The following is a 23,633-nucleotide window of genomic DNA, read 5'->3' as shown; positions in this document are numbered from 1 at the left end:
TTGAATCTGACCGTAATTTTGTCTGCTGTCTTTGCATAGTTTCCTTTTATATAAATTGAGTTAAATTGTATTCGTTTTTCCTCCTATAGGCGTATACTAAAGAAAACACTTGAGGAGTGGGGAACATGGAAACAGAACGCCAAATCCGTGAATTGGAAAAAGCGATGAATACGACAGACAACCGCCGGTTGTACGAGCGTTTCCTGGCAGTCAAGTTGGTTCTTGAAGGCCACACCCGGAAAGAAGCCGGGCACACCATCGGCCGCGACGAGCATACTGTCAGCCACTATGTGAAAAACTACTGCCATAATGGAATCCAAGGTTTAGTCTCCAAAAAACAAAGCGGACGACCTTCACGGCTGACAGATGAACAGGAAGCGGAACCGGTCCAAATCGTCGCCTACCACACTCTGGAGGAAGTAGGTTTCAAATCCCGTGCCAATTGGACATTGGCGATTGTGTGTGACCTGATTCTCCGGGAATGGAGTTATGGATATACGCAAAAAGGCGTGGCGGACCTCCTTTACCGGCTAGGACTAAGCTGGACCCGTCCGACGTATACCCTCAAAAAAGCGGATTCCAAGAAACAACAGGTATTTTTGGAAGAAACCTTCCCGAGCCTAAAAAAAAATTGCTGAATAGCGATATTGACCACCTCCTATTCGAGGACGAAACCCTGATCCGGGATTACCAAGCCATTGGCTGCACCTGGTTTCTCCGCGGCCACCAGCGAAAAATCCCTACTTATGGACAACACAAAGGGGTAAAATTGATAGGCACCTTGGATTATGAAACCGGTCGGATCATTTGTACAGAAGAAGGGGCATACGACGCAGCGGCCTTCCTCCGTTTTCTGGAGCGGACGTTGCGGGAATACCCCACCGGAAAAATCGTGATGGTATTGGATAATGCCCTTATCCACCACGCCAAGCTGATCCAGTCTTTTCTTGAAGAAAACGCTAGGCGCCTGGCACTCATCTTCCTCCCTCCCTACAGCCCTCAGTTGAACCTAATGGAAGGCGTTTGGAAGTGGCTCAAGGAATCGGTCATCAACAATGTTTTTTTGACCACGTCCAGAAAATCAAACAGTCGGTCCGCGGTTTCTTAGCCGATGTAAACGAGCGTCCCCTTGAGGTGATTGACCGACTGTGCGTGCGGATGTAAAGTATTTAATTCAACCTATATAGTATAAGAAAGTTTAAACTTTACATATATTTTTCTTGTACAAGGATTAGTTCTTCTTGTCTATGATAAAATTTATTAAACAGTTTGAAAGGAAAAACTATTCAAAGAAAGTGGGCGATAACAATGGGATTTTGGTATTTTTTAACGTTAGCTGTCGGTATAACTTTGTTGATCATAAGTGTTTCAAATAAAGAAGTATCTAGATCAACCAAATTCGTAATAGCCTGTTTTGTTTTAGGGATCTTGTTAGTCATAGGTAGTCTACTTTTATTTTTACCAGGCAGCTCTTCGATTATTGAGCAACTACTTCAACTAAATTAGCTTCGTTATTAAAAGCCGACTTTCTAAAAAAAGAAAATCGGTTTTTATTTGTACTGGTCGAAAAAATTTTTTCTACGGCTGATTTTGACTTTATTTTAGATCCAGCTGAACGATCAGCGGCTCCCCTTCTTGCGTTGCTTCATCCAACATTAAAGAATAAACATCGGCATCCTCTTTCGTGATACGTACCTGTTGCGCACTCATTTCGCCAGCACCCACTTCTTGAATACGCATCATTTGGTTCTCTGGATCCACGCTATTGATAAAGTAATAATTTTCCATGACTTTCCTCTTTCTCCTAATTGAATAGGTCTGACTCTTGACTCATTTTTGCTTGTTCGATTTCACGCTGCAGCTTTTCAAAAGCTACTTTATTTTTGAATTGATCAAATTCATTGCTCGTCACCCGTTCCAGGTGTTTGACTTGATTTGTGACCGACCGACGATACTTTACCGATGATCGATAGAAATAAAGTAAGAGACTTTTTCGAAAATAGCCATCATCTATTCCACTTTTTTAATTTGGTATTTGTTGCGATTAGCTCATAATGATCGATTATATTGGAATAACTGACGTGATCGGATGCTACATAAACAAGGACTTGATTTGAATCCAATCCTTCATATTTGAGATCAAAAACGACGAAATAGGTTTGATCATCGTTCGTATAAACACTTAGATCTTCTATGCTAATTTTGGCATCTTCAAGGTCCATATCCCCAATCGATTGCGTCATTTCCTAGTTATATTCATCAGTAATCAACTTCATTTCGTTCAGAAGTCCCACTAAATGTCATGCCAGGTACGAAAATTGAATGACTTCGCCAACAACTGGCATCAGACCTATCCCAAGTTAATCAAAAATCTGCTTAAAATGCCGAATCTGCTCACTTTCATGGATTTCCCACCAGCTATTCGCGGTTCATTGTATTCAACCAACTTCATTGAGAACTTTAACAAACATCTCAAACGCAACACCAACCACAAAGAACAATTTCCAACGGAAGATTCACTGGATCGATTCCTGGTTTCTCAGTTTAATGTCTACAACGAGAAGTCTATGAAGCGAATCCATCGCGGATTCAAAGGACTTCAGGACACCCTGGAATCATCCTTTATTTAAATTAACTACATATTATATGTACGGAGGCATTTCATTTACACAAGATTCTTGACGCTACCCATATTACTCAATAGATTAATATCAAATGGTGAAAATCAACGAAAAAAGGAGATCTATCAAGCAATCTCCTTCCCAATAAATCTCCTCTTATATAAAGTTATTTATGAACACTGATTTAAGCTAAGCTGCCGATATCACAATCTCATCATCCACTAAATCAGCCTTCAAGTTTTTGACATCTAAGTGGTCAAGGTAGAAATCTGTTACCTTATCACGAATTTGTTGTTCAATTACTCGCCGTAATGGCCGCGCACCCATTGCTTCATCATAGCCTTGTTCCATCAGCCAATCTTTGGCCGCTTTAGTTACCTCAAGTTTGATGGATTTTTTGGCTAAAGTTTTTTGTACATCCGCCAACATCAAATCGACAATTTGACTTAAGTCTTGCTTAGTCAGATGTGAAAATTCCACGATTCCATTAAAACGGTTCAGAAATTCTGGGCGGAAAAATGGTGCTAACTTATCCATTAATGACTGATCTCGTTGCTTGTCACCACTTAATGCTTCATTACCAAATCCAGCATTAGAAGTAGCAATAATAATCGTATTTTTGAAATTAATGACATTGCCTTGTCCATCCGTTAAGCGCCCATCATCCATCACTTGTAACAGTAACGTTAATACTTGTGGATCAGCCTTTTCAATTTCATCTAATAATACAATGGAATATGGATTACGCCGAACCCGTTCAGTTAGAGTATTAGCATTATCTTCATAGCCTACGTATCCAGCCGAGGTACCAATTAATTTCGACACAGCTGTACGATCAGCATATTCACTCATATCTAGCCGAATAATCGCATTTTCATTTCCAAACATATCTAAGGCTAATTGCTTAGCTAATTCAGTCTTTCCTACGCCAGTTGGGCCCACAAACAGAAAACTTCCAATCGGCTGATCACCCTCTGAAAAGCCCGCACGGTTACGCCGAATTGCTTTTGCTACCATTTCAACCGCTTCATCTTGACCGATTACCTTACTTTTCAGACGCTTATCAAGATTTTTCAAGCGCTCAATATCATTAGCGCCCATATCAGAAACTGGTATACCAGTTAAACGTTCAACCGATTGTGCCACATCATCAATCGTGGCAGTGATTTTTTCTTTTTGATCCGTTTCTTTAATTTTTTGCTTGGTTTCCTCGATCGACTTCTTGATATCAGCGGCTTTTGTAAAGTCCTCCGCTTTAATGGCGGCCTCCTTAGCTGCCTCTAATTTTTTAAGGCGTTGATCCAATGTCTCAACATCAGTTTGCGAATTTTTAGCCGCTAAATGAGCCGCAGTCATGTCGATCAAATCGATAGCTTTATCTGGCAAAGTGCGTTGTGGTATATATTGGATTGAATAATCCACAGCCGCCTTCAAAACATCATCTGGTAATGCAACATGATGATGTTTTTCGTACAGCTCTTTAACACCTTGTAATATACGTAAAGTGTCAGCGGCCGTCGGTTCATTAATCACAACATCATTGAATCGCCGTGCCAAAGCCGCATTTTTCAAAATAGTATTGCGATATTCATCTTGAGTCGTAGCCCCGATTACACTCAGCTCGCCACGTGACAAAGCAGGTTTAATGATATCAGCCAATCCTTTGCCACCATCTTCACCACCAGTGGCACCCGTGCCGAGAATCTGATGAATTTCATCGAAGAATAGAATAATATTACCAGCTGCTTTAACTTCCTCTACCAGCTGTTTAATATTTTCTTCAAAAGAACCGCGATATTGAGTTCCCGCTTCCAAAGACGATAAATCAATCGAATAGATTTCTTTATCTTGAATCGTTTCTGGAACTTTACCAGCCACAATTGCTTGTGCCAGACCTTCGACGACTGCAGTTTTACCTACACCGGCATCACCAACTAAGATTGCATTATTTTTCGTTCTACGACTCAAAATTTCTGCAGTTTCTTGAATCTCTTTCTCACGTCCAATCACTGGATCTAGTAATCCATCACGAGCCTGTTCCGTCAAATTAGTCCCTAACTTTTCTAAAATCCCTCCTTTTTTAACAGCCTGTTTACCATCTTTAGATACTTCTATTGTTTTATTATTTTGGGGTAGCTTACCAGTTGCTCGGTATTGAGCAAACTCATCTGGTGTCAACGATTGTCCATTAACTAAATACCGTGCACGCCCCGAATTTTGATTATCCATGCGCCGAAATAATTGATTGAAAACATCATCCATATCATTGTTGAAAAAAGGATCATTTCCGTAGAAATTTGCCATATTACCACACCTCCATAAAAATTTATATGTGTAACTTAGTGACCATAATATCCTTTAAAACTACAACTGGATTGTATCACAATTTTTATGTATCGCTAAGTAAAGTGCTTATAGAATCAATTAGAAATAATTAGGATATTTTGTTTAAACAATAGTAAAGAAGTGTTAAGCGTATCAGACTAAGACTTTGCTTTTTCGTGGGCTTCGATTGCCAGAACGTCCTTTGAAACTTCGTTCAATTCATTACCTCATTTCTTTTATTATTTATGATACGGATTAAAGCGTACTCTTTGCTCAAAAAAAATTGTTAATAGGAACTTGATACAGATTAGACAGCTCTTTTAAAAGAGAAAATGGAATATCAGAACTATCTATTTCATATTTGGACAACGTTTGAAAATGCACATCAGCAGCTTTAGCGGCTTCTTTGCTAGTGAATCCAGCATTAACGCGCGCTGCCTTTAACGACATAGCAGATTATTTTGGCGTATTGAAGTCTACGATTGATCCGCAGTATGGCGAGATACCGAAAAATTTAATACCTGTTAAAAAATATAGAAAGATTCCTGTTTTGGAGAAATTGCTTGTGGAGATCCTATTTTAGCTGAAGAAAATATTGAAGAATATAGAGAAGAGATAGACGAAAACTTGCCCACTGGTGAAGTCTTTTATTTAAAAATCAGAGGTAATAGCATGGTTCCTACAATCCCTTCTGATAGTTACGTGTTGATTCGAAGACAACCAGTTGTGGAAGATGGAGAAATTGCACCAGTTATAGTAAACGGCGACTCTGAAGCGACTCTCAAAAGAGTTAAACATGTTAATGATGTTGTAATGCTAATGCCCGATAATAATGATTATCATCCTTATATCATTGATGAAAATAATCCAGCAAGAATTTTGGGTAAAGCGGTAAAAGTAAGTTTTGACCTATAAAAAATACCCCATTCGCAGTTGGAGCTGCGGCTAGGGTTCTCATTTCCGAGACTGTGTATATTATTATATCAGAGATGGGGATGAAAAATGAAAATATTGTACGAATATTATTACTTTCAATAGGCGCTTTTCTTGTATTTATAGGTTTATTTGGTGGAATCATAGCAAGTGGAGATTTTTTATCAGGTGGATTTTCTGTCGTGGTAGGAATTCTTTTCTTGAGTTTTTCTCATAAAATGAAAGAAATCATCAAAGAACAAACGATAGAAAAAAATGAAGATGCTACTATTCAAAACCCTGATAAATAAAACGTTATCGAAAACAAGTTTGAACTTAAGCGAGTGAATCGACTCCTACTAGCAAAGTCACCATTAGGAAATAAGACGGAACAAACCGCTCTATACGTGGCTCTTTTGCAAGTATAGCCATTAATTATGCCCCATATAACACAAGCAATAATCACTGTATCGCGTTGCTTCAGTTGATCAGTATTTCTTCGGTTTTTAATCTTATCTGGTACACAATTGTGGTATATGTTAGAAACAGTTCTCATAATTTCCTTGAATGTTATAAAAGTATCTGTATAATGTTCAGTATATTTTGATGAACGCATATGTAGTCCTCATTTCTTGGGAGTTTTGAGACTACTATATGCGTTTTTTTGTTGATTTACCAACATGTTTAGACATTTTCCTCTAGGAAAAAATTAACTAGCACCACGGGTTTTATAGTTATTGTTTGCGCTTTTATACGGAATTTAGTTCATCATTAATGTGGAATTCGATTAGGTGTCTATTAATTATCAAGATGATTCTCTACAAAATTCCATAGAAAAATCAAGATTCTACAATTCGAATTCTCTTTCACATGGAAATAAAGGCTAGTAAAAAAACAGGAGTTGTGACAAAAGACTTGTCATACCTCCTGTTTCCTTGCGACTTGAAGCTGAATGCTTTGCGCCACAACCTTTTCCTCGGTGTTCCCAAAGCAACTCCTCGAAATAATTCATAACTGTCCAAAAATATGAAAAGCTATTTTTGTCAATTGCTCATTATTTTGTCGGAGCTGAACGCTTTGCGCCACAACCTTTTCCTCGGTGTTCTCAAAGCAACTCCTCGAAATAATTCATAACTGTCCAAAAATATGAAAAGCTATTTTTGTCAGTTGCTCATTATTTTGTCGGAGCTGAACGCTTTGCGCCACAACCTTCCTCTATCTATGTCGCTGAAAAAATAAATGAAGCTGATGCGAATGCTTGATCTTTTTATATCTTTTAGGTTGCTTCTGATAAAATTGTTGATGATGATTTTCAGCTGGCCAAAAATTCTTTGCTTGGCGGATCTCTGTAACGATAGGACGGCTAAATCGGTTAGATTGAATCAGTTGTTCTCTTGATTTTTCAGCCAATTGCCTTTGCTTTTCATTAACAACAAATAGAATTGAACGATATTGTTTCCCCCGATCTTGAAATTGACCAAAGGCATCTGTAGGGTCTGAAATTTGCCAATAAATCTCCAACAGCTCTTCATAGGTTATTTGACGTGTATCAAATATGATCTCAACAGCTTCAACATGCCCAGTATATCCACCACTGACTTGATCGTAATTTGGTTTTTTGGTCTCTCCACCTGTATAACCAGATAACACTGAGATTACACCTGGTTTTGTTTCAAAAGGCTCAACCATACACCAGAAACAGCCACCGGCAAAAATCGCCCGTTCTTGGTATAAGGGTGAAGTTATCTTATGTTTGGCATAATCATAAGCCTTTGCACTCGCTGACTCCCCTGTGATTCTTAAATAAAAATCCATCGCATCTGGTGTCAAATTATCTCGTAGTGCTAGCGGACGCAAGTTGACCTCTAGTTTTTCTATCACCTGCTTTATCGACATTTTTGCTAGGTCTTCTTTTGCCTCTTCAAATTGTGTTCTTTCCCATTCTCTTGTATTTCGATTTAAAATAATATTATAAAGGTCTATTTCCATCTGCTCCACATCTAACATGAAGTCACCCTCTTTCAAGTTTTCTTCTTATTCATTCAAAAAATGACTACCTGAAATTTAGCACAACGCATAACAAGTTAAGACTAACTTGCTTTTCGCTCTCCTCATCTCTATTCTTAGTCGAACACATCCACACGAATGGTTACCCATAGAGAAATTCTTTTACTTAATCAGCTTCACACTGCTTTTTCTACTTTCGTAGTTGAAAAAAACTTAAACAAATCATCGGCAAATAGTTAAAGAAAAAACTTAATCGTTGAAAGAAGCCCAATTGCTTAAAGAAGGCAAACTGACTAATCGACGGAATCCGCGCTAATCCGTAAAGACCTGCAATTAGTAAACTAATAACTGTTAAAACAAGATAAAAATGGCTAAGCGTACCTTGACCACTTTGACGATAAAGCAGAACAAGTAACAATGGGAAAAGTAGAAAGCCTGCATAGCCTAGCCCAGAACCTATATTATGGATCCAAGTCGATAGATTCCAAGAGCTTTCATTCGTATTGATACTGAATAACCCAGTAAAAATACAATCACCTATCCCATATAAACCAACTGTTGCAACAGCAAGTATTGCAAGTGTTTTTGATGTTCCAACAAATAGGTGATACAACGCAGGCAACGAAAGAACAAAAAAAAAGTCCAGATACAACTGACCAGACCAAGAAAGCACGTCTGACTGGACTATCTACGTCACCAAACACACTAATTACGGTAGTCATTTGATTCAGTTTGGGATAAAAAAGGCCAAGGATATACGGTGTCGATAAATCACTAATCACACCTAATAATAAAAAATAAAAACCATATTTTTGCAAAAAAATCATTTTCTTCCCCTACTTTTTAGTGATTATTCGATACATCCAACAATCAAATTTTTTCTCATTTTAACACATATTTTTATTCTAGTTGCCTTTTGAACAATCAATAACATAAAGGTGAGTTTCTTCTACATTTTAAAAAATCGAATGGCACTGAAGAGTTCAGTTGTCAGCATCAATCTCCTACTCAAAAAGGCAAAAAAACGTAAGTCAGATGTTGTTGACATCTCACTTACGCATCCATTGATTGAAAATTTCTTAGTAAAATCTACTAGCCTAAAAATTTGAAGACTTCTTCTCGATCATACAGTTTAAATACTTTCTCGCATAAAAATTGAGTAATTAGTGCCGCAAAAACAGGGATGACTAACCAACAAAGAACAACAAGAAAGCCATTTAGCCCTGCATCTAAAGAAGCCAACGGACCAACAAGTCCGACCACGCCGAAACCAGCAGAAGCAGGCGTACCTGAAATAGAAAATAGAGCGACAGGAATAGCTGTAATCACTGCACTAACTAAACAAGGAATAAGAATCACAGGTTTTCTAAATAGATTAGGCATCATCATCTTCATAGCGCCTAAAGCAATCGCAATTGTCACACCTGACTTATTAACCTTCCAAGAGTTCACTACTAAAACAAAAGTGGTTGCAGCTACGCCCATCGCAGCCGCACCAGCAGAAACACCATCTAGTTGGATTGCCATTCCGATTGCTACTGTTGAAATAGGAGAGATAATCAAAAAGGCAAAGGAACAACCAATCAAGATAGACATTAACAGCGGTTGTAAGGTAGTGAAGTTATTAATCAATGATCCAATTGCAGAAGTAATTGCTGTTACAAAAGGGAATAAATAAAAACCAAGTAAACCTGCACCTACACCTACAACAATCGGTGTTAACACAATCGACACTGACCCAAAACTATTTCCAATCAGTAAAATCAGCCCGACAGCAATCGATGCTGTCAGCATCGTATTAATAATATCGCCTGTACCAGCACCAACGTAAACACCCGTTTCACCCAAATCAGGTGTGAATTTGACTACACCAGAACCAACAAAAGAAGCTCCGGCTACAACCATCATTCTCATCGGATCAAATCCAAATTGTAAGGCAATCAAACCACCAATGATCAAAGGTGTTGCTAGTTGAAAAATAACTGCTAACTGTGCGATCGTTACCGCAAAGGGATACGCACTAAAATATTTTAAAATGGCACCTAATACTGCATTAGGAATCAATCCAATAATGATTCCTGTTGCTGTACCAGCGAGGACTTTATTCAGAAAAATTTTCGGTGATATTTTTTGTGAAGTTTCCATTCAATCTCTCCTTTATTTTACGTTCAAACTATCTTCTTTTGCATGGACAAGCTCAGTCAAGAAATCACAATAAGGCGTCGCAACACCATATTTCTTCCCTTTTCTAGAAATTGCGCCATTGATATAATCGATTTCTGTTAATCGATGGTTCTTAATCAAGTCTTGATACATTGAAGGATAATGTAACCCAATTGTTTCCGGGTCAAAACAAGACTCACAATGTGCAATGACTTCTGGGACATCTAGTTCAATCTTCTCTACTGCTGCTACTTTGGCAAACTCATTGACAATCGTCGCCACCATTTTATGAGCAGTCGATGTTTTTCCTAGCTCAGCCATATTAACGTCTAAGATTGTGCATAGTCCGTTCATTGTTCCGTTCACACATGCTTTGCGATAAATAGAATAGTGAATATTGTCAGAAAAATGAGCATTTAATCCTGATTCAGACAATTTGTCTGCTAATTTTTTTGCAGCTGCTTCTTTTCCATCACCTAAATTTTGTAATTCTACTGAACCACTTCCAAATAATTTGACCTGACCAGGACCTTCAAGACCTGCCGTCCACATGGTATTTCCAATATAGATATTTTCCATTGGTACAAATTTCTCAATAATATCTTCATGCCCGATACCATTTAATAGACATAAGACCTCTGTATCTTTTTTGATTAATGATTGGATATCCTGCAGCATTTTTTCCAGCTGCATCGCTTTGGTAAATAGAATAATCAGATCAACTTGATCTTCTTTTTCTACTTCGGATTGAAGAACGATTGGTAGTTTTGCTTCTACCTCTTTACCATTAAAATTTGCTTGTAATCCATGTTCTTTGATTTGTTGGACATGTTCTGCCCAGCCATCGATTAATAATACTTCGTTCCCACTTTGGTGAAGCATTAACCCAAAGCGACTTCCCATTGCGCCAGCGCCTGCAATTGCTATTTTCATTGATTCTTCCTCCTTTTTCTTTCTATTATATTCATTTGAGAATCATTTCACAACCTTGTTTTGTTATTCTTCTCTTATTTATCATGTTTATATGCACCATTCAAGTTATTTTATCAGCAAATCAATAAAAACTGGAATAGAATCCCAATTTCATCGTAAGAGAAACTAGACTAGCAATAAGAAAATAGAAACATTCATAGAAAAAACCTCACTCCTCTGATTATAAAAGAGGGGGCATTAACCTCGTGTATACTAAAACCTTCCATTCATTCGATGGATGATTTTCTTTTTGTGAAAAAATATTCATTGTAGTACGATGTTGCGCAACACAGACGGATGGTATTGCTTATTATTTATTAAAATCGAACAATACACTTATTTAAAAACTTCTTTCCCAGATTTTCTTCCATTTTTACAGTTATAACTAGTATTATCATGAAAAATAGCCTCTTATTGTCTATGGGAATAATAATTTAAAATTGGTACTTTTTTATTAATTAGTTCATCGCCCAATAATCTCTCCAGTTTCTTAGCATCTCCTGACTCAACCGGAATTATCCAAGCCCAGTCCAAATAATTTTTTAAAATCTCATCATATTTTGCAAATATTTCATTGCCATATTCCGTCCTTAAAATTATATTTTCAGTGCCAGACAAGTGATTTGTATTGAGTTGATAAAAAAGATCTCCATCTAAAAAAATATCATTAGAAGAAGATTTACCCACAGTAATGACCATTCCATCAGCTCTATGTGTTACATACAAATAATTGTATGACCTCATTTCACCTAATGAATCAATTATTTCTTGCCCTTTAGCTCTAATATATTGATCTCTATTACCTATCTCACTCTTATTTAACAAAAGTTTTTTCATGTCAAATTTAATCGGCTGTTTTATTTTTGTAAATTCGCTTCTACTACTAATCCAATCCGAGATTAATTTTTCAACATGTCCCAGAGTAAACTCTGATTTATTCGCTAAATACTTTTTTTGTTGTATTAAAGACATCTTTCCCCAAAGCTCAAAATTGAGCCTACATCGATTCTCTATCTCTTCAAAAAGCATCTTATCTTCATCATTCTTATATTCATCATTCATAAAACCAATCCAGCTCCTCGATTAAGATAATATTTTAATCTCATACAAAAACTAGCTCTCATCAAAACAACCATTGTTTTGATTTCTCATGAAATTTCTTTATACTTTTCTCCGATTATAAATTCCTAACCCCTTGAGAAAATTACGCATATATTTATCTCCGCAAGGCTTAAAATTTCGTTGGCCTTCTTTTCTCAAAAATGCCCCGATTTCGCCTTTTGATGGATAGATTTCTGCCTCAGCAAAAACTTCTAAAATATCATCAGTGGTCATAGACAAGGCGATTTTTAATTTTTTTAGCAACACATTGTTGATATATTTGATTTCCTTGCTTTTTTGCGGCGTGTCTACTATCGGCTTATCTTTTTGCGGACCACGCGCCAAGAGAATCAGGCCATTTAGGAATGCGTCAAAAACTTGGTTGTTGATGGTTTTTTCATACACATTATTTTCTGCATTATCTTTGTTCTTATCCTGTACTTTGGTCAGTACCGCCTGAGCTTCTTCTTTAGTCAGTGGTACACCGCCTAGCTCAAAAGCTTTAATCAAATCCGTATCTTTCAAATCAATCGCATAACGCAATCGCAATAACCTATCATTGTTATTCATTTGTTCCTCCGAAGTATTTAGTCTTTACTTTCTTACGTACTTTTTGTCTTGCTAAGATTTTTAGGATCAATGATAAAAACCGCATCACTTATGATACGGAGCCCCCGCGTTGATCCGGAAGGCACGGTAGATTTGCTCGACGAGGATCAGGCGCATCAATTGATGTGGATACGTCATTTTGCCAAAAGAGATCTGAGCATTGCTTCTTTTCATGACGGCTTCGCTGAGTCCTAAAGAACCGCCGATAACAAAAACAAGGTGGCTTTTTCCTTGGATACCTAATTGGTCGATTTGTTTAGCAAAAGATTCGCTTGTGGGATTTTTCCCTTCAATTGCTAAGGCATAGACGTATTCTTGTTCTTTGATTTTCGCTAAGATCCGTTCTCCTTCTTTTTCTTTTACTTGTCTCATTTGCGCTTCGCTTAAATTCTCCGGGGCTTTTTCGTCAGGAACTTCGATCAATTCGATTTTCGCATAGGCATTCAGCCGTTTGACATACTCATTGATACCTTGAATCAAGTATTTTTCTTTTAATTTTCCTACTGAAATAATTTTGATATTCATGTTTTCTCTCCTTTGATCTTCACGCTCACTTTGTTTATTATAATCAATTTTTTCGTCTATATGTTTATTTTGACTATTTTTGTTAAAAAGATTTCCCCAACAGTTATGCACAACATCCACAGGTTTATCCACAGAAAACAGCGTTGTTTTACCTTATTTCATCACATTCATTAGGCAAACATACGTTTTATAAGAATTTATCCACTTTATACACAGGCTGTGGATATGTTTTATCCCTTATTTTTCCAATCCTATCCGCGTAGTTTTACACAATATCTGTGGAAAAAGAAAATCAAATATTTTCATCTGAAAACAATGATTTTTCCTAAAGTTTTTCATAAAAAGTTCAAAGTCTCAAAGTAGACTAAAGTCAACAAATAAGACTATACTAACAGTAGATAAATGAATGTAATTGGAGGAGGAACACATGGATAGAAAAAATGTGACACCAAAGATGAAAAAAAATAAAAATAATAGCCTCTGGCGTAAGTTGGGTCTGGGGCTTGTTGGAGGGATCGTTGGAGGACTACTGACAGCTGGCATTTTTTATGCAGCGATGGGCACTGGCAACAATAGTTCTACTGCTACAAGCGGCAATCAAAATTCTGCCGGTGAAACAGTTGTGGAAAATGTCAAAGTCAATGTAGATTCTGATATCACCAAAGCGGTAGATAAAGTTCAAGACGCTGTCGTTTCTGTTATCAACTTACAAAGTCAAAACCAATCAAGCGGTTTTGGCGGATTATTCGGGCAGCAAGAAGAAAGTAGCAGCTCAGATGATAGTAATTTGGAAGCTTATAGTGAAGGAAGCGGCGTAATCTACAAAAAAGACGGGAATACTGCTTATGTAGTCACAAACAATCACGTAGTAGATGGACAGCAAGGTTTGGAAGTCATGATGAAAGACGGTACGAAGGTAAAAGCTGAATTAGTTGGAACAGATGCCTATTCAGATTTAGCGGTGTTGAAGATCAATTCAGACAAAGTCGAAACGGTTGCCTCTTTTGGGGACTCAAGTGCTTTGAAGGTTGGTGAACCTGCGATTGCGATTGGTTCCCCATTAGGATCTGAATATGCGAATTCTGTCACTTCAGGAATCATTTCTTCCTTGAACCGACAAGTAACAAGTACGAATGAATCGAACGAAACAGTCAATATCAATGCGATCCAAACAGATGCAGCGATCAACCCGGGAAATTCTGGTGGTCCTTTAGTGAATATCGAAGGACAAGTTATCGGTATCAACTCAAGTAAGATCGCAAGTACTTCTGAATCGACTTCTAATGTAAGCGTAGAAGGAATGGGATTTGCCATCCCAAGTAACGATGTAGTGAATATCATCAACCAACTGGAAAAAGACGGAAAAGTGACACGTCCAGCTCTAGGTATCACAATGGTCGACTTATCTGCCGTTTCTACTCAGCAACAAGAACAAATCTTGAAGATTCCTTCATCTGTAACTAACGGTGTCATCGTGACAAATGTCCAAACAGCTACACCGGCAGAAAAAGCTGGGTTGAAACAATACGACGTCATTACTAAGATCGATGACAAAGAAGTTTCTTCTGGTGTAGAACTTCAATCTGCTTTGTATAAGAAAAAAGTGGGAGATTCTGTCAAAATCACTTACTATGAAGGCTCGAAAGAAAAAACAACTACTGTTGAATTGACGATCGATCAATCGGCATTAAAACAAAATCAAAATAGTGAAAATTAATAAAAAAGAGGTTGTGACAAAGACTTGTCACAACCTCTTTATTTTGGAAATACTTCTCCGACTACGGCATCCTCAGGCAATACTAAGATTCCTTTTTTTTCTGGAGCATTTGGCAAATGCAATTCACGAGCAGAACAAATCATTCCATAGCTGGCTACCCCTCGCAAAGTTCCTGGCCAGATCATCATTCCATCTGGCATCATGGCTCCTGGTTTTGCAACGACAACTTTTTGTCCAGCTTCGATATTTGGTGCACCGCAAACAATTTGCAATACTGTCCCATTGTCCACTTCTGTCTCAGTAATCGATAAATGGTCAGAGTCAGGATGCGGGACGCATGTTTTTACATACCCGACAACGATCTTCGGTTCATGATCAGCTTCAAGCTGTTCTTCGAATCCTGCTTCTTTAATCAATCGATTCAATTTCGCTAATTCTTCATCTGTTAAGCTTACTTGGCCGTTCCCTTCAATTGTTAGATGATCGGAGATATGGAAAAAGTTCCAAGCAACAACTTGACCTTGTTCATCTTTGATCCGAGCAACATTCCATTTACGTTCGACAGTGTTTTCTGTTCCTTTATCGTCGGCTATGATAACCATCAAAGTGTCTCCGACGTGTGCTTTGTTATAAGCAAAAATCATGTTCTTTCCTCCATTATCCTTTGCTGAGATTTATCTTAACAAAAAATTGCATTCACTGCATGAGATTTTTTTCATGCTTTATTTCCGAAGAAGCTTCTTCTAGAACACCATTTATTCGTAACAAGGGACTGTGACAAGACTTTTGTCACAGTCCCTTTACTGTTTGATTAAAAAGGTTATACAAGTTCCACTTGCTTAATTACTTGGCTGTTCTTCTTCGTCAGAAACGATCAAGACATCACAAGGTGAATGACGTATGACGTAGCTGGCTACACTTCCTGTCATAAAGCGTTCGACTGCATTTAGTCCAGACTGCCCAACCATGATTAGATCGATTGCATATTTTTTTGGCAATTTGACTGCCATGGATTCACGAACAGAGCCGTATGCAATAATTCCTTCTATATTTGTGTAATCAACAGATTTTCCATATTCTTTACATTCTTCGATCATTTGCTTGGCTGTTTCAGTTTGCTGATCGACTAGATTTTGATCAATAGGAGCATAGCCCATAAAATTATAAAATTGCTGATCGATTACGTTTGCTACATATACTTTCCCATTATTACGGCGAGCCACTTCTACCGCTTTTTTGAAAGCAGCAAGTGCTTGTTCACTACCGTCAATACCTACTAAAATGTTCTTATATTCTTGATTCATCTTGACCCCTCCTAACAGATGTCAGCCTTTTATTACACTTTCTAGGAACGATTCGATTTCCTGTTTTGTTTTACGATCTTTATTCACTAGACGACCTAATTCTTTTCCGTCTTGGATCACGACAAAACTTGGGATACCAAAAATGTTCCATTCAGCGGCTACATCTATGTACTTGTCACGGTCTACTTCAATAAATTGCCAATCAGAAAAGTCATTTTCGATTTCAGGCATTTGCGGTTTGATAAAACGGCAGTCTCCGCACCAGCCGGCAGTAAAGAAAAATACACTTTTTCCAGTTTCTACGTAGCCTGCTAATTCTTCTAAACTATTTGGGATAATCATTCTTTTTCCTCTACTTTCTGTTTATGTATTTTTCAATTAAATTATACACCTTTCTTTCGAACTAACAAACATTGATCCTCTTTTTATAAAAAAAATCTGACAAAAGGTTGCTTTTGCCAGATTTTATAGTTTCACTATCGCGTTATTTCCCGTATACGATTGTGTTCACTGTTGATTTATCTAAACCTTTCAATGTTTGAATCAACATTTCTCGTGCAGCTTCAAAATCGCGAATACTGAACATCGTTTGATGCGTATGGATATAACGTCCCACTACGCCAATCACTGTACTTGGGATTCCTTCATTTTGTGTATGAGCAGCACCTGCATCTGTACCGCCTTTTGAAACAAAGTATTGATAAGGGATGTTGTTTGTTTCAGCGATATCTAGCAAGTACTCACGCAAACGAGGAAGCATGATCAAACCTGGATCTTGGATACGCATCAATGTACCTTCTCCTAAATGTCCGAATGTGCCATTTTTCGTCACTGTGTCATCTGCTGCAGAGCAGTCTACTGCAAAGAACAGATCTGGCTTGAATTTATTGACAGAAGCTTTAGAACCACGCAAGCCTACTTCTTCTTGGACATTCGCGCCTGCAATCAATGTATGACCTAATGTTTCATTTTGTAACGCTTCTAAAGCTTCTAATACCATTGTACAGCCATAGCGGTTGTCCCACGATTTGCTGATGATATTCTTCCCGTTGGCTGTTTTGATCGTTTCAGCGTAAGGAACGATTGTGTCTCCTGGAAGAACACCGTAACTCATTGCCTCTTCTCTTGATTCAAACCCAGCATCGAACAAAATATCTGTTACTTCTACTGATTTTTGTCCGCTTGTTCCTCGTAATAAATGTGGGGGAACGGAAGAAGAAATACATGGATAATTCTTACCAGTAGAGGTTTTAAGTGTAAAACGTTGAGCAGAAACAACGTAAGGGTTCCATCCGCCTAGAGGTACGACTTTAAAAAGCCCGTTTTCTTGGATTTGTGTCAGCATGAATCCGACTTCATCCATATGTGCTGCGACCATTACACGAGGTGCATCCGCTTCTTCATGGTGGCGCAGCCCAAAAATGCCGCCCAAACCATCTAACTGTAACTCATCTACCAGCGGTTCCATATGACTTTCCATATAAGCGCGAACGTCTTGTTCAAAACCGCTTGTTCCTTGTAATTCTGTTAACTCTTTGATTCGTTGAAATGTTTTTTCTTCCATATGCTATTCGTCTAAATTTCAGACTAAACTCCTCTCAGACTTATATTGATCTGCGGATAAAATATGATTTTTTCTGCAGACCGATCGTATTTATTATAGCTTATTTTTCCTGGTAGCGGTTATTTATTTCAAAGAAATTATGAGAGTGTGGTAAAATAAGCACAAGGAGTAGCAAGTGAGAAGAAGGAGGTATATCCACATGTATGAAGAAAGCGAATTAAGCTATTTTAAAGGCGGGTTAGCCGTTGGGATCGGTCTAGGATTATTGAGTGGGGTAGCTTCAACGATTTGGTATCATCGCAAAAAAGTGTTATCAGCAGACCAAGTGCTTGAAAATATCAAAACATCTTTTTTAAAAGAAGGCGCAATCGAAGGTGCTTGGATCTCTTTTGAAAAAGAACCTATTCGGAAATTCGCCGTTCGGTCGAGTGCTTATCGGGGTGGGCTTTCCCGGATAGAAGATGGCGAAACTGTTTATTATGAATTTTTAGCAGATGCTCATACAGGAACCGTATTAGACATTTCAAGAAAAAAGGGCGCAATAGATTAATACGTCAAAAAAATGAAATAACGAATACGCACCCACTATCTAAAAGAGAGGTATCATGTCCTTCTTTTGTAGTGGGTGGTTTTTTAGATAGAGCTTTCCAAACATATATTCCAGTATTTTCTTTTTAAATAAATGATATTTAGCGGGAAAAACTAGCATTTCCTTTGATTATGAGGTATTTTTAATTTAGCTTTTGTTTTCTATAGTTAAGGAGAGTGAAAAATGGAACAACAAGAAAAAATTGCTGTTCTGATTCCTTGTTACAATGAGGAAGCAACAATTTCAACAGTCATTGCAGACTTTAAACGAGAATTACCAGAAGCAGATATTTATGTCTATGATAATAATTCGACCGATCGAACATACGAATTGGCCGTTCAAGGTGGAGCAATCGTAAAAAAAGAACCTCGTCAAGGAAAAGGAAATGTGATCCGCCAAATGTTCTTTGATATCGATGCCGACTATTATTTAATGGTAGATGGCGATGATACTTATCCTGCAGAAGCTGTACATGGTTTGCTCGAGAAATTACGTTCTGGTGAAGCAGATATGGTCATTGGTGATCGCCTATCAAATGGAACCTACTTTGATGAGAATAAGAGACCTTTCCACGATTTTGGAAATAACCTTGTTAGAAATACAATTACTAGAATGTATAAAACAAAAATTCTTGATGTCATGACCGGCTATCGAGGATTCAATCGTATCTTTGTCAAAAGTTTTCCTATTATGAGTTCTGGTTTTCAAATCGAAACGGAATTGACGATCCATGCTTTAGATAAAAAATTCAAGTTCGTTGAGATCCCAATCGATTATCGTGATCGTCCTGAAGGCAGCGAATCAAAATTGAATACATTCTCTGACGGATTCAAAGTGATCATGATGATTATTAAAATGTTTAAAGATTATAAGCCTTTGCTTTTCTTTGGGATTTGGACCATCTTCTTCTTTTTATTTGGATTGGTCACGGGGATTCCTGTGATTCGCGAATATATGCTGACAAGCTTTATTACACGCATCCCTTCTGCGATTTTAAGTACTGGATTGATGACTTTAGCACTTCTTTCATTAGTAACAGGGTTGATTTTGGATACAGTCGTCACGAACGCTAAGAAAGAATATGAATTGAATCTATATCATGTTTATCATGAATACCACAGTAGAAAGTAAAAAAAGGATCAAGACTGCAAAAATAATTTGCAATTCTTGATCCTCTTTTTAATTAATTATTTTGCCAAACGATAGATGGCATCTGCATAGATTGCTGTTGCTCTGAACAAGTCATCAAGACTCATAAATTCGTTTGCTTGGTGCATTGTATCAGTATATCCTGGGAACATCGCTCCATAAGCAACGCCACGTTTCAACAAACGTCCGTAAGTTCCGCCACCGATGATTTGTTCGTAGCCTTTTTCTCCAGTGTGGTCTTCATAGACTTGCAATAATGTAGCCACCAATGGATCATCCATTGGTACGTAATGTGGTTCCATTACGCGAGCACCTCGAGTAACTGTTGCGCCTTCTTGCCCCACTGTTTGTTCGATGTCACTTTGCAATCCGTCTACTGTTACACCTTTTGGAAAACGGAAATTCATATTGATGAAGTTCGCTTCCTCTGTACCATTTTCTTCAAAAGCAAATAGTCCAGCATTCATTGTCAATTTGCCCATTTTTTCATCTTCATAAGCGACTCCTAGTTTTTCTCCATAAAAATCTTCATGGACATAAGCAGCTGCTACATGGATAAATTGTTTAGCAGATCCTAGGAATTCATAGTTATCTAAGAACAATGCCAAGAAAGAACCTGCATTGATACCAGATTGTGGGCTTGCACCATGTGCGCCTTTACCAACTAATTCGATTTTTACATACGTATTGTCCGCTTCAATCGTTCCGCTTACTGGATTTGCTTCGATGAATTGGTAAAATGCTTCTTCCATCGCGATAGCTGCATCTGCACTTGGTACTTGAAGTGCTGCAGTTGCTGTTCCTGGCACCATATTTTCGCGAAGTCCGGAAACAAAAGATTTCAAGACATAATCTCCTGCATTGTCGCCTTTGAAGCGTAAAGCTAAAGAAACATTTCCTTTTTCACCATTGATGATTGGGAATTCAGCATCTGGTGAGAAACCAAAATCTGGTTCTTCTTCATGTTCGAAATAATAAGCCATATCGCCCCAGCCGCTTTCTTCATCGCTGCCGACTACGAAGCGAACTTTTTTTGATAGTTTCAAGTCAAGTTCTTTAATGATCTTCATCGCATAGTAAGCTGCCATACTTGGACCTTTGTCATCGCTTGATCCGCGTGCAAAGATCTTTCCATCCTTGATTACTGGTTCATAAGGATCTGTGTCCCAGCCATCTCCTGCAGGAACGACATCCATGTGTCCAAATATCCCTAGCGTTTCGTCTCCTTCGCCAAGATCAATATGCCCTGCATAGTTATCGACATTTTTTACTTTAAATCCATCACGTTCGCCATAAGCTAACATATGTTTCAATGCGTCGCGAGGTCCAGGTCCAAATGGTGCATCTGGTGTTACTTTTGAGTCATCGCGCTCGCTGTTGACACGTAAAAGATTTTTCAAGTCTTCAAGCAAGTCTTCTTTACGTGCTTCTACTTCTTTTTGCCAATCAATTGTCATAAAGTTAATCCTCCACTTATTTAAGTCTTCGTGTTCATGATACCACAAATTACAGAAAAAAATAGTTCAAAAAATCTGACAATTCCTTTTCTTATCTGTTTTTCTCTAAAAAAAATATACGCTATAATGAGTAAAAGGAGGTTTTTCGATGCTGATAAACGAACAACTAGTGAAAAGAGTCATCACACCTCGTCCAAAAATTTCACATAAAGGAACATTTGGACGTATCGTTTTGATTGGCGGCAATGAACAATATGGCGGAGCAATCATTATGAGTGCTTTAGCTGCCGTACACAGTGGAGCGGGTCTCACGACTGTAGTAACTGATGAAAAAAATCGGAGTGCTCTTCACAGTCATCTGCCAGAAGCAATGATTGTAGATTGGACGGATACTGACCAGTTTCTTTCCGTAATAAAGCAAGCAGATGTACTCTTGATTGGTCCCGGATTGGGTACTTCTTCTAAGAGTTTGGAACGTTTCAAACAAGTACTAGAAAACCAATCAAAAGAACAATGGCTGGTGATTGATGGCTCTGCTTTAAGTTTACTTGCTGCTAATCATCTTTTGCTACCCTATCCCGAACAAACTGTACTTACACCTCATCAAATGGAGTGGCAACGGTTGAGTTCTCTACCGATACAAGAACAACGGGATAAAGAAAACAAAAAGAAGCAACAGGAAATCGGTGCTGTGCTCGTTTTGAAAAGTCATGAGACAAAAATTTATGGTCACCAACACTTCTACACCAATCCTTTAGGTTCAGCTGCTATGGCAACAGGCGGAATGGGTGACACTTTAGCAGGGATGATCACAGGGTTCTTGGCCCAATTCCCTCAAAATGACCAAACGATTGCGGCAGCTGTTTATCTTCATAGTTTCATCGGAGACCAGCTAGCAAGAGAACAATATGTCGTTTTGCCGACACAGATCAGCGAAGCACTTCCGAAGTGGATGAATTATTTTTGTAAAAAATCAATGGAAAACGAGGCATGAATCATGGAGAAATTTACAGGTTATGTACGAGAACCTTTTTATTATGAAACAGATCAAATGGGGATTATTCATCATAGCAATTATATCCGCTGGTTCGAAGAGGCTCGGGTAGCCTTATTGGTACATCTAGGGTTTCCCTATAAAAAAATCGAAGAATCTGGAATCATTATCCCCGTTCTGGAAGTAAATTGCAGCTATAAAGAAATGATCCATTACGGAGAAAAAGTGAGCATCCATCCAACTATCCAAAAATATACGGGGACACGTTTGGATTTTAGCTACGAAATTGTGGGAACTGAAGACAAAAAATTAAAAACTATTGGTAGCAGTAAACACTGTTTCTTACTTTCTGATTCGCAACGATTAGTGAAGCTGAGCAAAGTCAATTCGGAGCTAGATCAGTTATTCCAAGCGTACGCTTCTCTGGATAATGCTATTTCTTAATAAAAAACCGTCTAAGCATTTTTCTTGTATTGTGTCGAGTAGTTCGTATAATGAAAAGAAAAAAGCAGGTGATCCCCATGTATGTCGTTAAAGTAATGCACGGTTACATCGATAAAACTGGCTGCCGCACTCGGGAAAAAAACTTAGACAATCTGCTCATTTTCAAAGACAAAAAAGAATCCGAAGCTTTTGCTAAAAGAATTGGCGGTCGTGTCAAACCGATCCAAGAGGTACGACCAGATTGATTCAGTATTTTCTTTTCGAGGCTCTAATAGGCATGCCTATCAGGGCTTTTTTTCAAGAATACGTCTTTGCACCCACACGTTTTGTAAGCGATTTATGTTATAATAGATTATACTTACACAGAAAGGAAGTTTTAATGGGTATCAATAATTTACAGCAGCAAGCTTATGAATCTATCCGTAAACAGATCATTTATTCCGAGTTAGCACCTGGAAGTAAAATCTCCGATAAAGTGTTAGAAGAACAACTAGCTATCGGGCGCACACCGATTCGGGAAGCACTGATCCAGCTTCGTAATCAGGAGCTTGTAAAAACCATTCCACAGTCCGGCACCTATGTTTCAAAAATCGATATCCGATCTGCTTCATTAGCCCGTTATACGCGGGAAAAGCTGGAAAAACCGATCCTGCAAGAATGTAGTGCGAAAATGACAGCGCAAGATCAAGCTAAACTAGAAAAAATATTAGAACAAACCGATCAGGCAGTGATCGCTCAAAATAAAAAAGCTTTTTTTGATTTGGATACTGATTTCCACCGAACTTGTTATGAAATTGCAGGAAAACGAGAGATTTGGGACTGGCTGGAAAGTTATAGTACGCACTTGAACCGTTTCAGATGGTTGCGTTTGACGATTTCAGAATTAGATTGGGGTCGAGTATTGGATGAACATCAGACAATGCTTCAAACAATGATTGATCATAACTTTGATGAAGTCGGGTTTCTTTGTACGATGCATTTACATATGATTATCGAAGAGCAAGAATACGTGATTCATAATTACCCCGATTATTTTGAAGATATTCAGGAAAGACCCATCAAATAAAGGGACTGTGACAAAAATCGTGTCACAGTCCCTTTCAGTTTTCTCCTGCCAACTCCTCAGTCACAAGGAGCAATTTCCAAAAACAGATTCTCATGTTTATTGAATATTGTGACT

Annotated in this window: 21 protein-coding genes and 7 pseudogenes; 11 read left to right on the top strand and 17 right to left on the bottom strand. The window is 38.0% G+C overall.

All coding sequences use genetic code 11. The features are described 5' to 3' along the window. Positions 1-125 precede the first annotated feature (125 nt). Positions 126-1,164: pseudogene (locus AB3I27_RS04715) on the top strand (IS630 family transposase). A 432-nt stretch (positions 1,165-1,596) separates the two neighbouring features. Here AB3I27_RS04715 and AB3I27_RS04710 read toward each other — a convergent pair. Together AB3I27_RS04710 and AB3I27_RS04705 are read right to left on the bottom strand one after the other, a co-directional pair. Further along, entirely contained in the window at positions 1,597-1,788 is a 192-nt protein-coding gene (locus AB3I27_RS04710; protein ID WP_002314345.1) for a hypothetical protein, read from the bottom strand. A gap of 218 nt (positions 1,789-2,006) precedes the next feature. After that, the gene (locus AB3I27_RS04705; protein ID WP_002341366.1) at positions 2,007-2,243 is read right to left on the bottom strand and encodes a hypothetical protein; all 237 of its coding nucleotides are present in this window, start codon (positions 2,241-2,243) and stop codon (positions 2,007-2,009) included. A gap of 72 nt (positions 2,244-2,315) precedes the next feature. Between AB3I27_RS04705 and AB3I27_RS04700 the strand changes: the two are divergent. Continuing rightward, a pseudogene (locus AB3I27_RS04700) lies at positions 2,316-2,630 on the top strand (transposase); the annotation flags it as partial. 180 nt (positions 2,631-2,810) lie between these two features. Here AB3I27_RS04700 and clpL read toward each other — a convergent pair. Continuing rightward, entirely contained in the window at positions 2,811-4,925 is a 2,115-nt protein-coding gene (clpL, locus tag AB3I27_RS04695) for an ATP-dependent protease ClpL (RefSeq protein WP_368022913.1), read from the bottom strand. Positions 4,926-5,160: 235 nt separating this feature from the next. After that, positions 5,161-5,396, bottom strand: a pseudogene (locus AB3I27_RS04690) (helix-turn-helix domain-containing protein). On the opposite strand from AB3I27_RS04690, the pseudogene AB3I27_RS04685 reads away from it, so the two are divergent. Beyond that, positions 5,359-5,861, top strand: a pseudogene (locus AB3I27_RS04685) (LexA family protein). The pseudogenes AB3I27_RS04690 and AB3I27_RS04685 overlap by 38 nt on opposite strands. An 80-nt stretch (positions 5,862-5,941) precedes the next feature. Further along, a pseudogene (locus AB3I27_RS04680) lies at positions 5,942-6,166 on the top strand (hypothetical protein); the annotation flags it as partial. A gap of 17 nt (positions 6,167-6,183) precedes the next feature. Here the strand turns inward: AB3I27_RS04680 and AB3I27_RS04675 are convergent. From AB3I27_RS04675 to rlmH, 8 genes and pseudogenes are all read right to left on the bottom strand, one after another. After that, positions 6,184-6,474 (bottom strand): annotated as a pseudogene (locus AB3I27_RS04675) (IS982 family transposase); the annotation flags it as partial. A 599-nt stretch (positions 6,475-7,073) separates the two neighbouring features. Beyond that, a complete protein-coding gene (gene msrA, locus AB3I27_RS04670) occupies positions 7,074-7,865 on the bottom strand; it encodes a peptide-methionine (S)-S-oxide reductase MsrA (RefSeq protein ID WP_104759996.1) in 792 nt (263 codons plus the stop codon). Positions 7,866-8,055: 190 nt separating this feature from the next. Further along, a pseudogene (locus AB3I27_RS04665) lies at positions 8,056-8,692 on the bottom strand (DUF998 domain-containing protein). 265 nt (positions 8,693-8,957) lie between these two features. Next, a complete protein-coding gene (locus tag AB3I27_RS04660; protein ID WP_002291912.1) occupies positions 8,958-10,010 on the bottom strand; it encodes a PTS sugar transporter subunit IIC in 1,053 nt (350 codons plus the stop codon). A gap of 12 nt (positions 10,011-10,022) precedes the next feature. Further along, on the bottom strand, positions 10,023-10,961 hold the full coding sequence (locus tag AB3I27_RS04655; protein WP_002291914.1) for a 2-dehydropantoate 2-reductase: 939 nt from the start codon (positions 10,959-10,961) through the stop codon (positions 10,023-10,025). A gap of 450 nt (positions 10,962-11,411) precedes the next feature. Further along, positions 11,412-12,062, bottom strand: a complete 651-nt coding sequence (locus AB3I27_RS04650; protein ID WP_002311759.1) for a hypothetical protein — start codon at positions 12,060-12,062, stop codon at positions 11,412-11,414. A gap of 99 nt (positions 12,063-12,161) precedes the next feature. Further along, positions 12,162-12,671 (bottom strand): DUF1456 family protein, encoded by a 510-nt coding sequence (locus tag AB3I27_RS04645; RefSeq protein ID WP_002294762.1) that lies wholly within the window; start codon positions 12,669-12,671, stop codon positions 12,162-12,164. An 84-nt stretch (positions 12,672-12,755) separates the two neighbouring features. Next, positions 12,756-13,235 carry a 23S rRNA (pseudouridine(1915)-N(3))-methyltransferase RlmH gene (gene rlmH / locus AB3I27_RS04640; RefSeq protein WP_002287841.1) on the bottom strand — a complete coding sequence of 160 codons (480 nt, stop codon included), beginning with the start codon at positions 13,233-13,235 and terminating at the stop codon, positions 12,756-12,758. Positions 13,236-13,662: 427 nt separating this feature from the next. Here rlmH and AB3I27_RS04635 point away from each other — a divergent pair, with 427 nt between their 5' ends. Continuing rightward, the gene (locus tag AB3I27_RS04635) at positions 13,663-14,952 is read left to right on the top strand and encodes a S1C family serine protease (RefSeq protein WP_002290101.1); all 1,290 of its coding nucleotides are present in this window, start codon (positions 13,663-13,665) and stop codon (positions 14,950-14,952) included. Between the two features lie 38 nt (positions 14,953-14,990). Here AB3I27_RS04635 and ytpR read toward each other — a convergent pair whose 3' ends face one another. The 4 genes from ytpR to pepA form a co-directional block, all read right to left on the bottom strand. Continuing rightward, on the bottom strand, positions 14,991-15,596 hold the full coding sequence (gene ytpR, locus AB3I27_RS04630; protein ID WP_002313997.1) for a YtpR family tRNA-binding protein: 606 nt from the start codon (positions 15,594-15,596) through the stop codon (positions 14,991-14,993). 195 nt (positions 15,597-15,791) lie between these two features. After that, positions 15,792-16,256 (bottom strand): universal stress protein, encoded by a 465-nt coding sequence (locus AB3I27_RS04625; RefSeq protein WP_002292633.1) that lies wholly within the window; start codon positions 16,254-16,256, stop codon positions 15,792-15,794. Positions 16,257-16,277: 21 nt separating this feature from the next. Next, positions 16,278-16,598 (bottom strand): thioredoxin family protein, encoded by a 321-nt coding sequence (locus AB3I27_RS04620; RefSeq protein ID WP_002292632.1) that lies wholly within the window; start codon positions 16,596-16,598, stop codon positions 16,278-16,280. Between the two features lie 142 nt (positions 16,599-16,740). Further along, positions 16,741-17,820, bottom strand: coding sequence for a glutamyl aminopeptidase (gene pepA / locus AB3I27_RS04615; protein ID WP_002294156.1), 1,080 nt, complete (start codon positions 17,818-17,820; stop codon positions 16,741-16,743). A 199-nt stretch (positions 17,821-18,019) separates the two neighbouring features. Between pepA and AB3I27_RS04610 the strand changes: the two genes are divergently transcribed. Both AB3I27_RS04610 and AB3I27_RS04605 read left to right on the top strand, forming a co-directional pair. Next, entirely contained in the window at positions 18,020-18,370 is a 351-nt protein-coding gene (locus tag AB3I27_RS04610) for a PepSY domain-containing protein (RefSeq protein ID WP_002309710.1), read from the top strand. 222 nt (positions 18,371-18,592) lie between these two features. Beyond that, the gene (locus tag AB3I27_RS04605) at positions 18,593-19,540 is read left to right on the top strand and encodes a glycosyltransferase family 2 protein (RefSeq protein ID WP_002289860.1); all 948 of its coding nucleotides are present in this window, start codon (positions 18,593-18,595) and stop codon (positions 19,538-19,540) included. Positions 19,541-19,596: 56 nt separating this feature from the next. Here the strand turns inward: AB3I27_RS04605 and pepV are convergent, their stop codons facing one another. Further along, positions 19,597-21,015 carry a dipeptidase PepV gene (gene pepV, locus AB3I27_RS04600; RefSeq protein WP_002294157.1) on the bottom strand — a complete coding sequence of 473 codons (1,419 nt, stop codon included), beginning with the start codon at positions 21,013-21,015 and terminating at the stop codon, positions 19,597-19,599. A gap of 148 nt (positions 21,016-21,163) precedes the next feature. On the opposite strand from pepV, the gene AB3I27_RS04595 reads away from it, so the two are divergent. From AB3I27_RS04595 to AB3I27_RS04580, 4 genes are all read left to right on the top strand, one after another. Next, positions 21,164-22,009 (top strand): NAD(P)H-hydrate dehydratase, encoded by an 846-nt coding sequence (locus tag AB3I27_RS04595; RefSeq protein WP_222896975.1) that lies wholly within the window; start codon positions 21,164-21,166, stop codon positions 22,007-22,009. Positions 22,010-22,012: 3 nt separating this feature from the next. Next, a complete protein-coding gene (locus tag AB3I27_RS04590; protein WP_002309714.1) occupies positions 22,013-22,453 on the top strand; it encodes a thioesterase family protein in 441 nt (146 codons plus the stop codon). Between the two features lie 50 nt (positions 22,454-22,503). Continuing rightward, positions 22,504-22,698: a hypothetical protein gene (locus AB3I27_RS04585; RefSeq protein WP_002315615.1), complete on the top strand. Its 195-nt coding sequence runs from the start codon at positions 22,504-22,506 to the stop codon at positions 22,696-22,698. A 134-nt stretch (positions 22,699-22,832) separates the two neighbouring features. Beyond that, positions 22,833-23,519, top strand: a complete 687-nt coding sequence (locus AB3I27_RS04580) for a GntR family transcriptional regulator (protein WP_002313993.1) — start codon at positions 22,833-22,835, stop codon at positions 23,517-23,519. Positions 23,520-23,633: the final 114 nt, after the last annotated feature.

Source organism: Enterococcus sp. C46 (genome assembly GCF_040887565.1).
GTDB classification, from domain to species: domain Bacteria; phylum Bacillota; class Bacilli; order Lactobacillales; family Enterococcaceae; genus Enterococcus_B; species Enterococcus_B lactis.
Note: the sequence above shows the minus strand (reverse complement) of the source record. Positions and strands in the feature narration are given on the sequence as shown.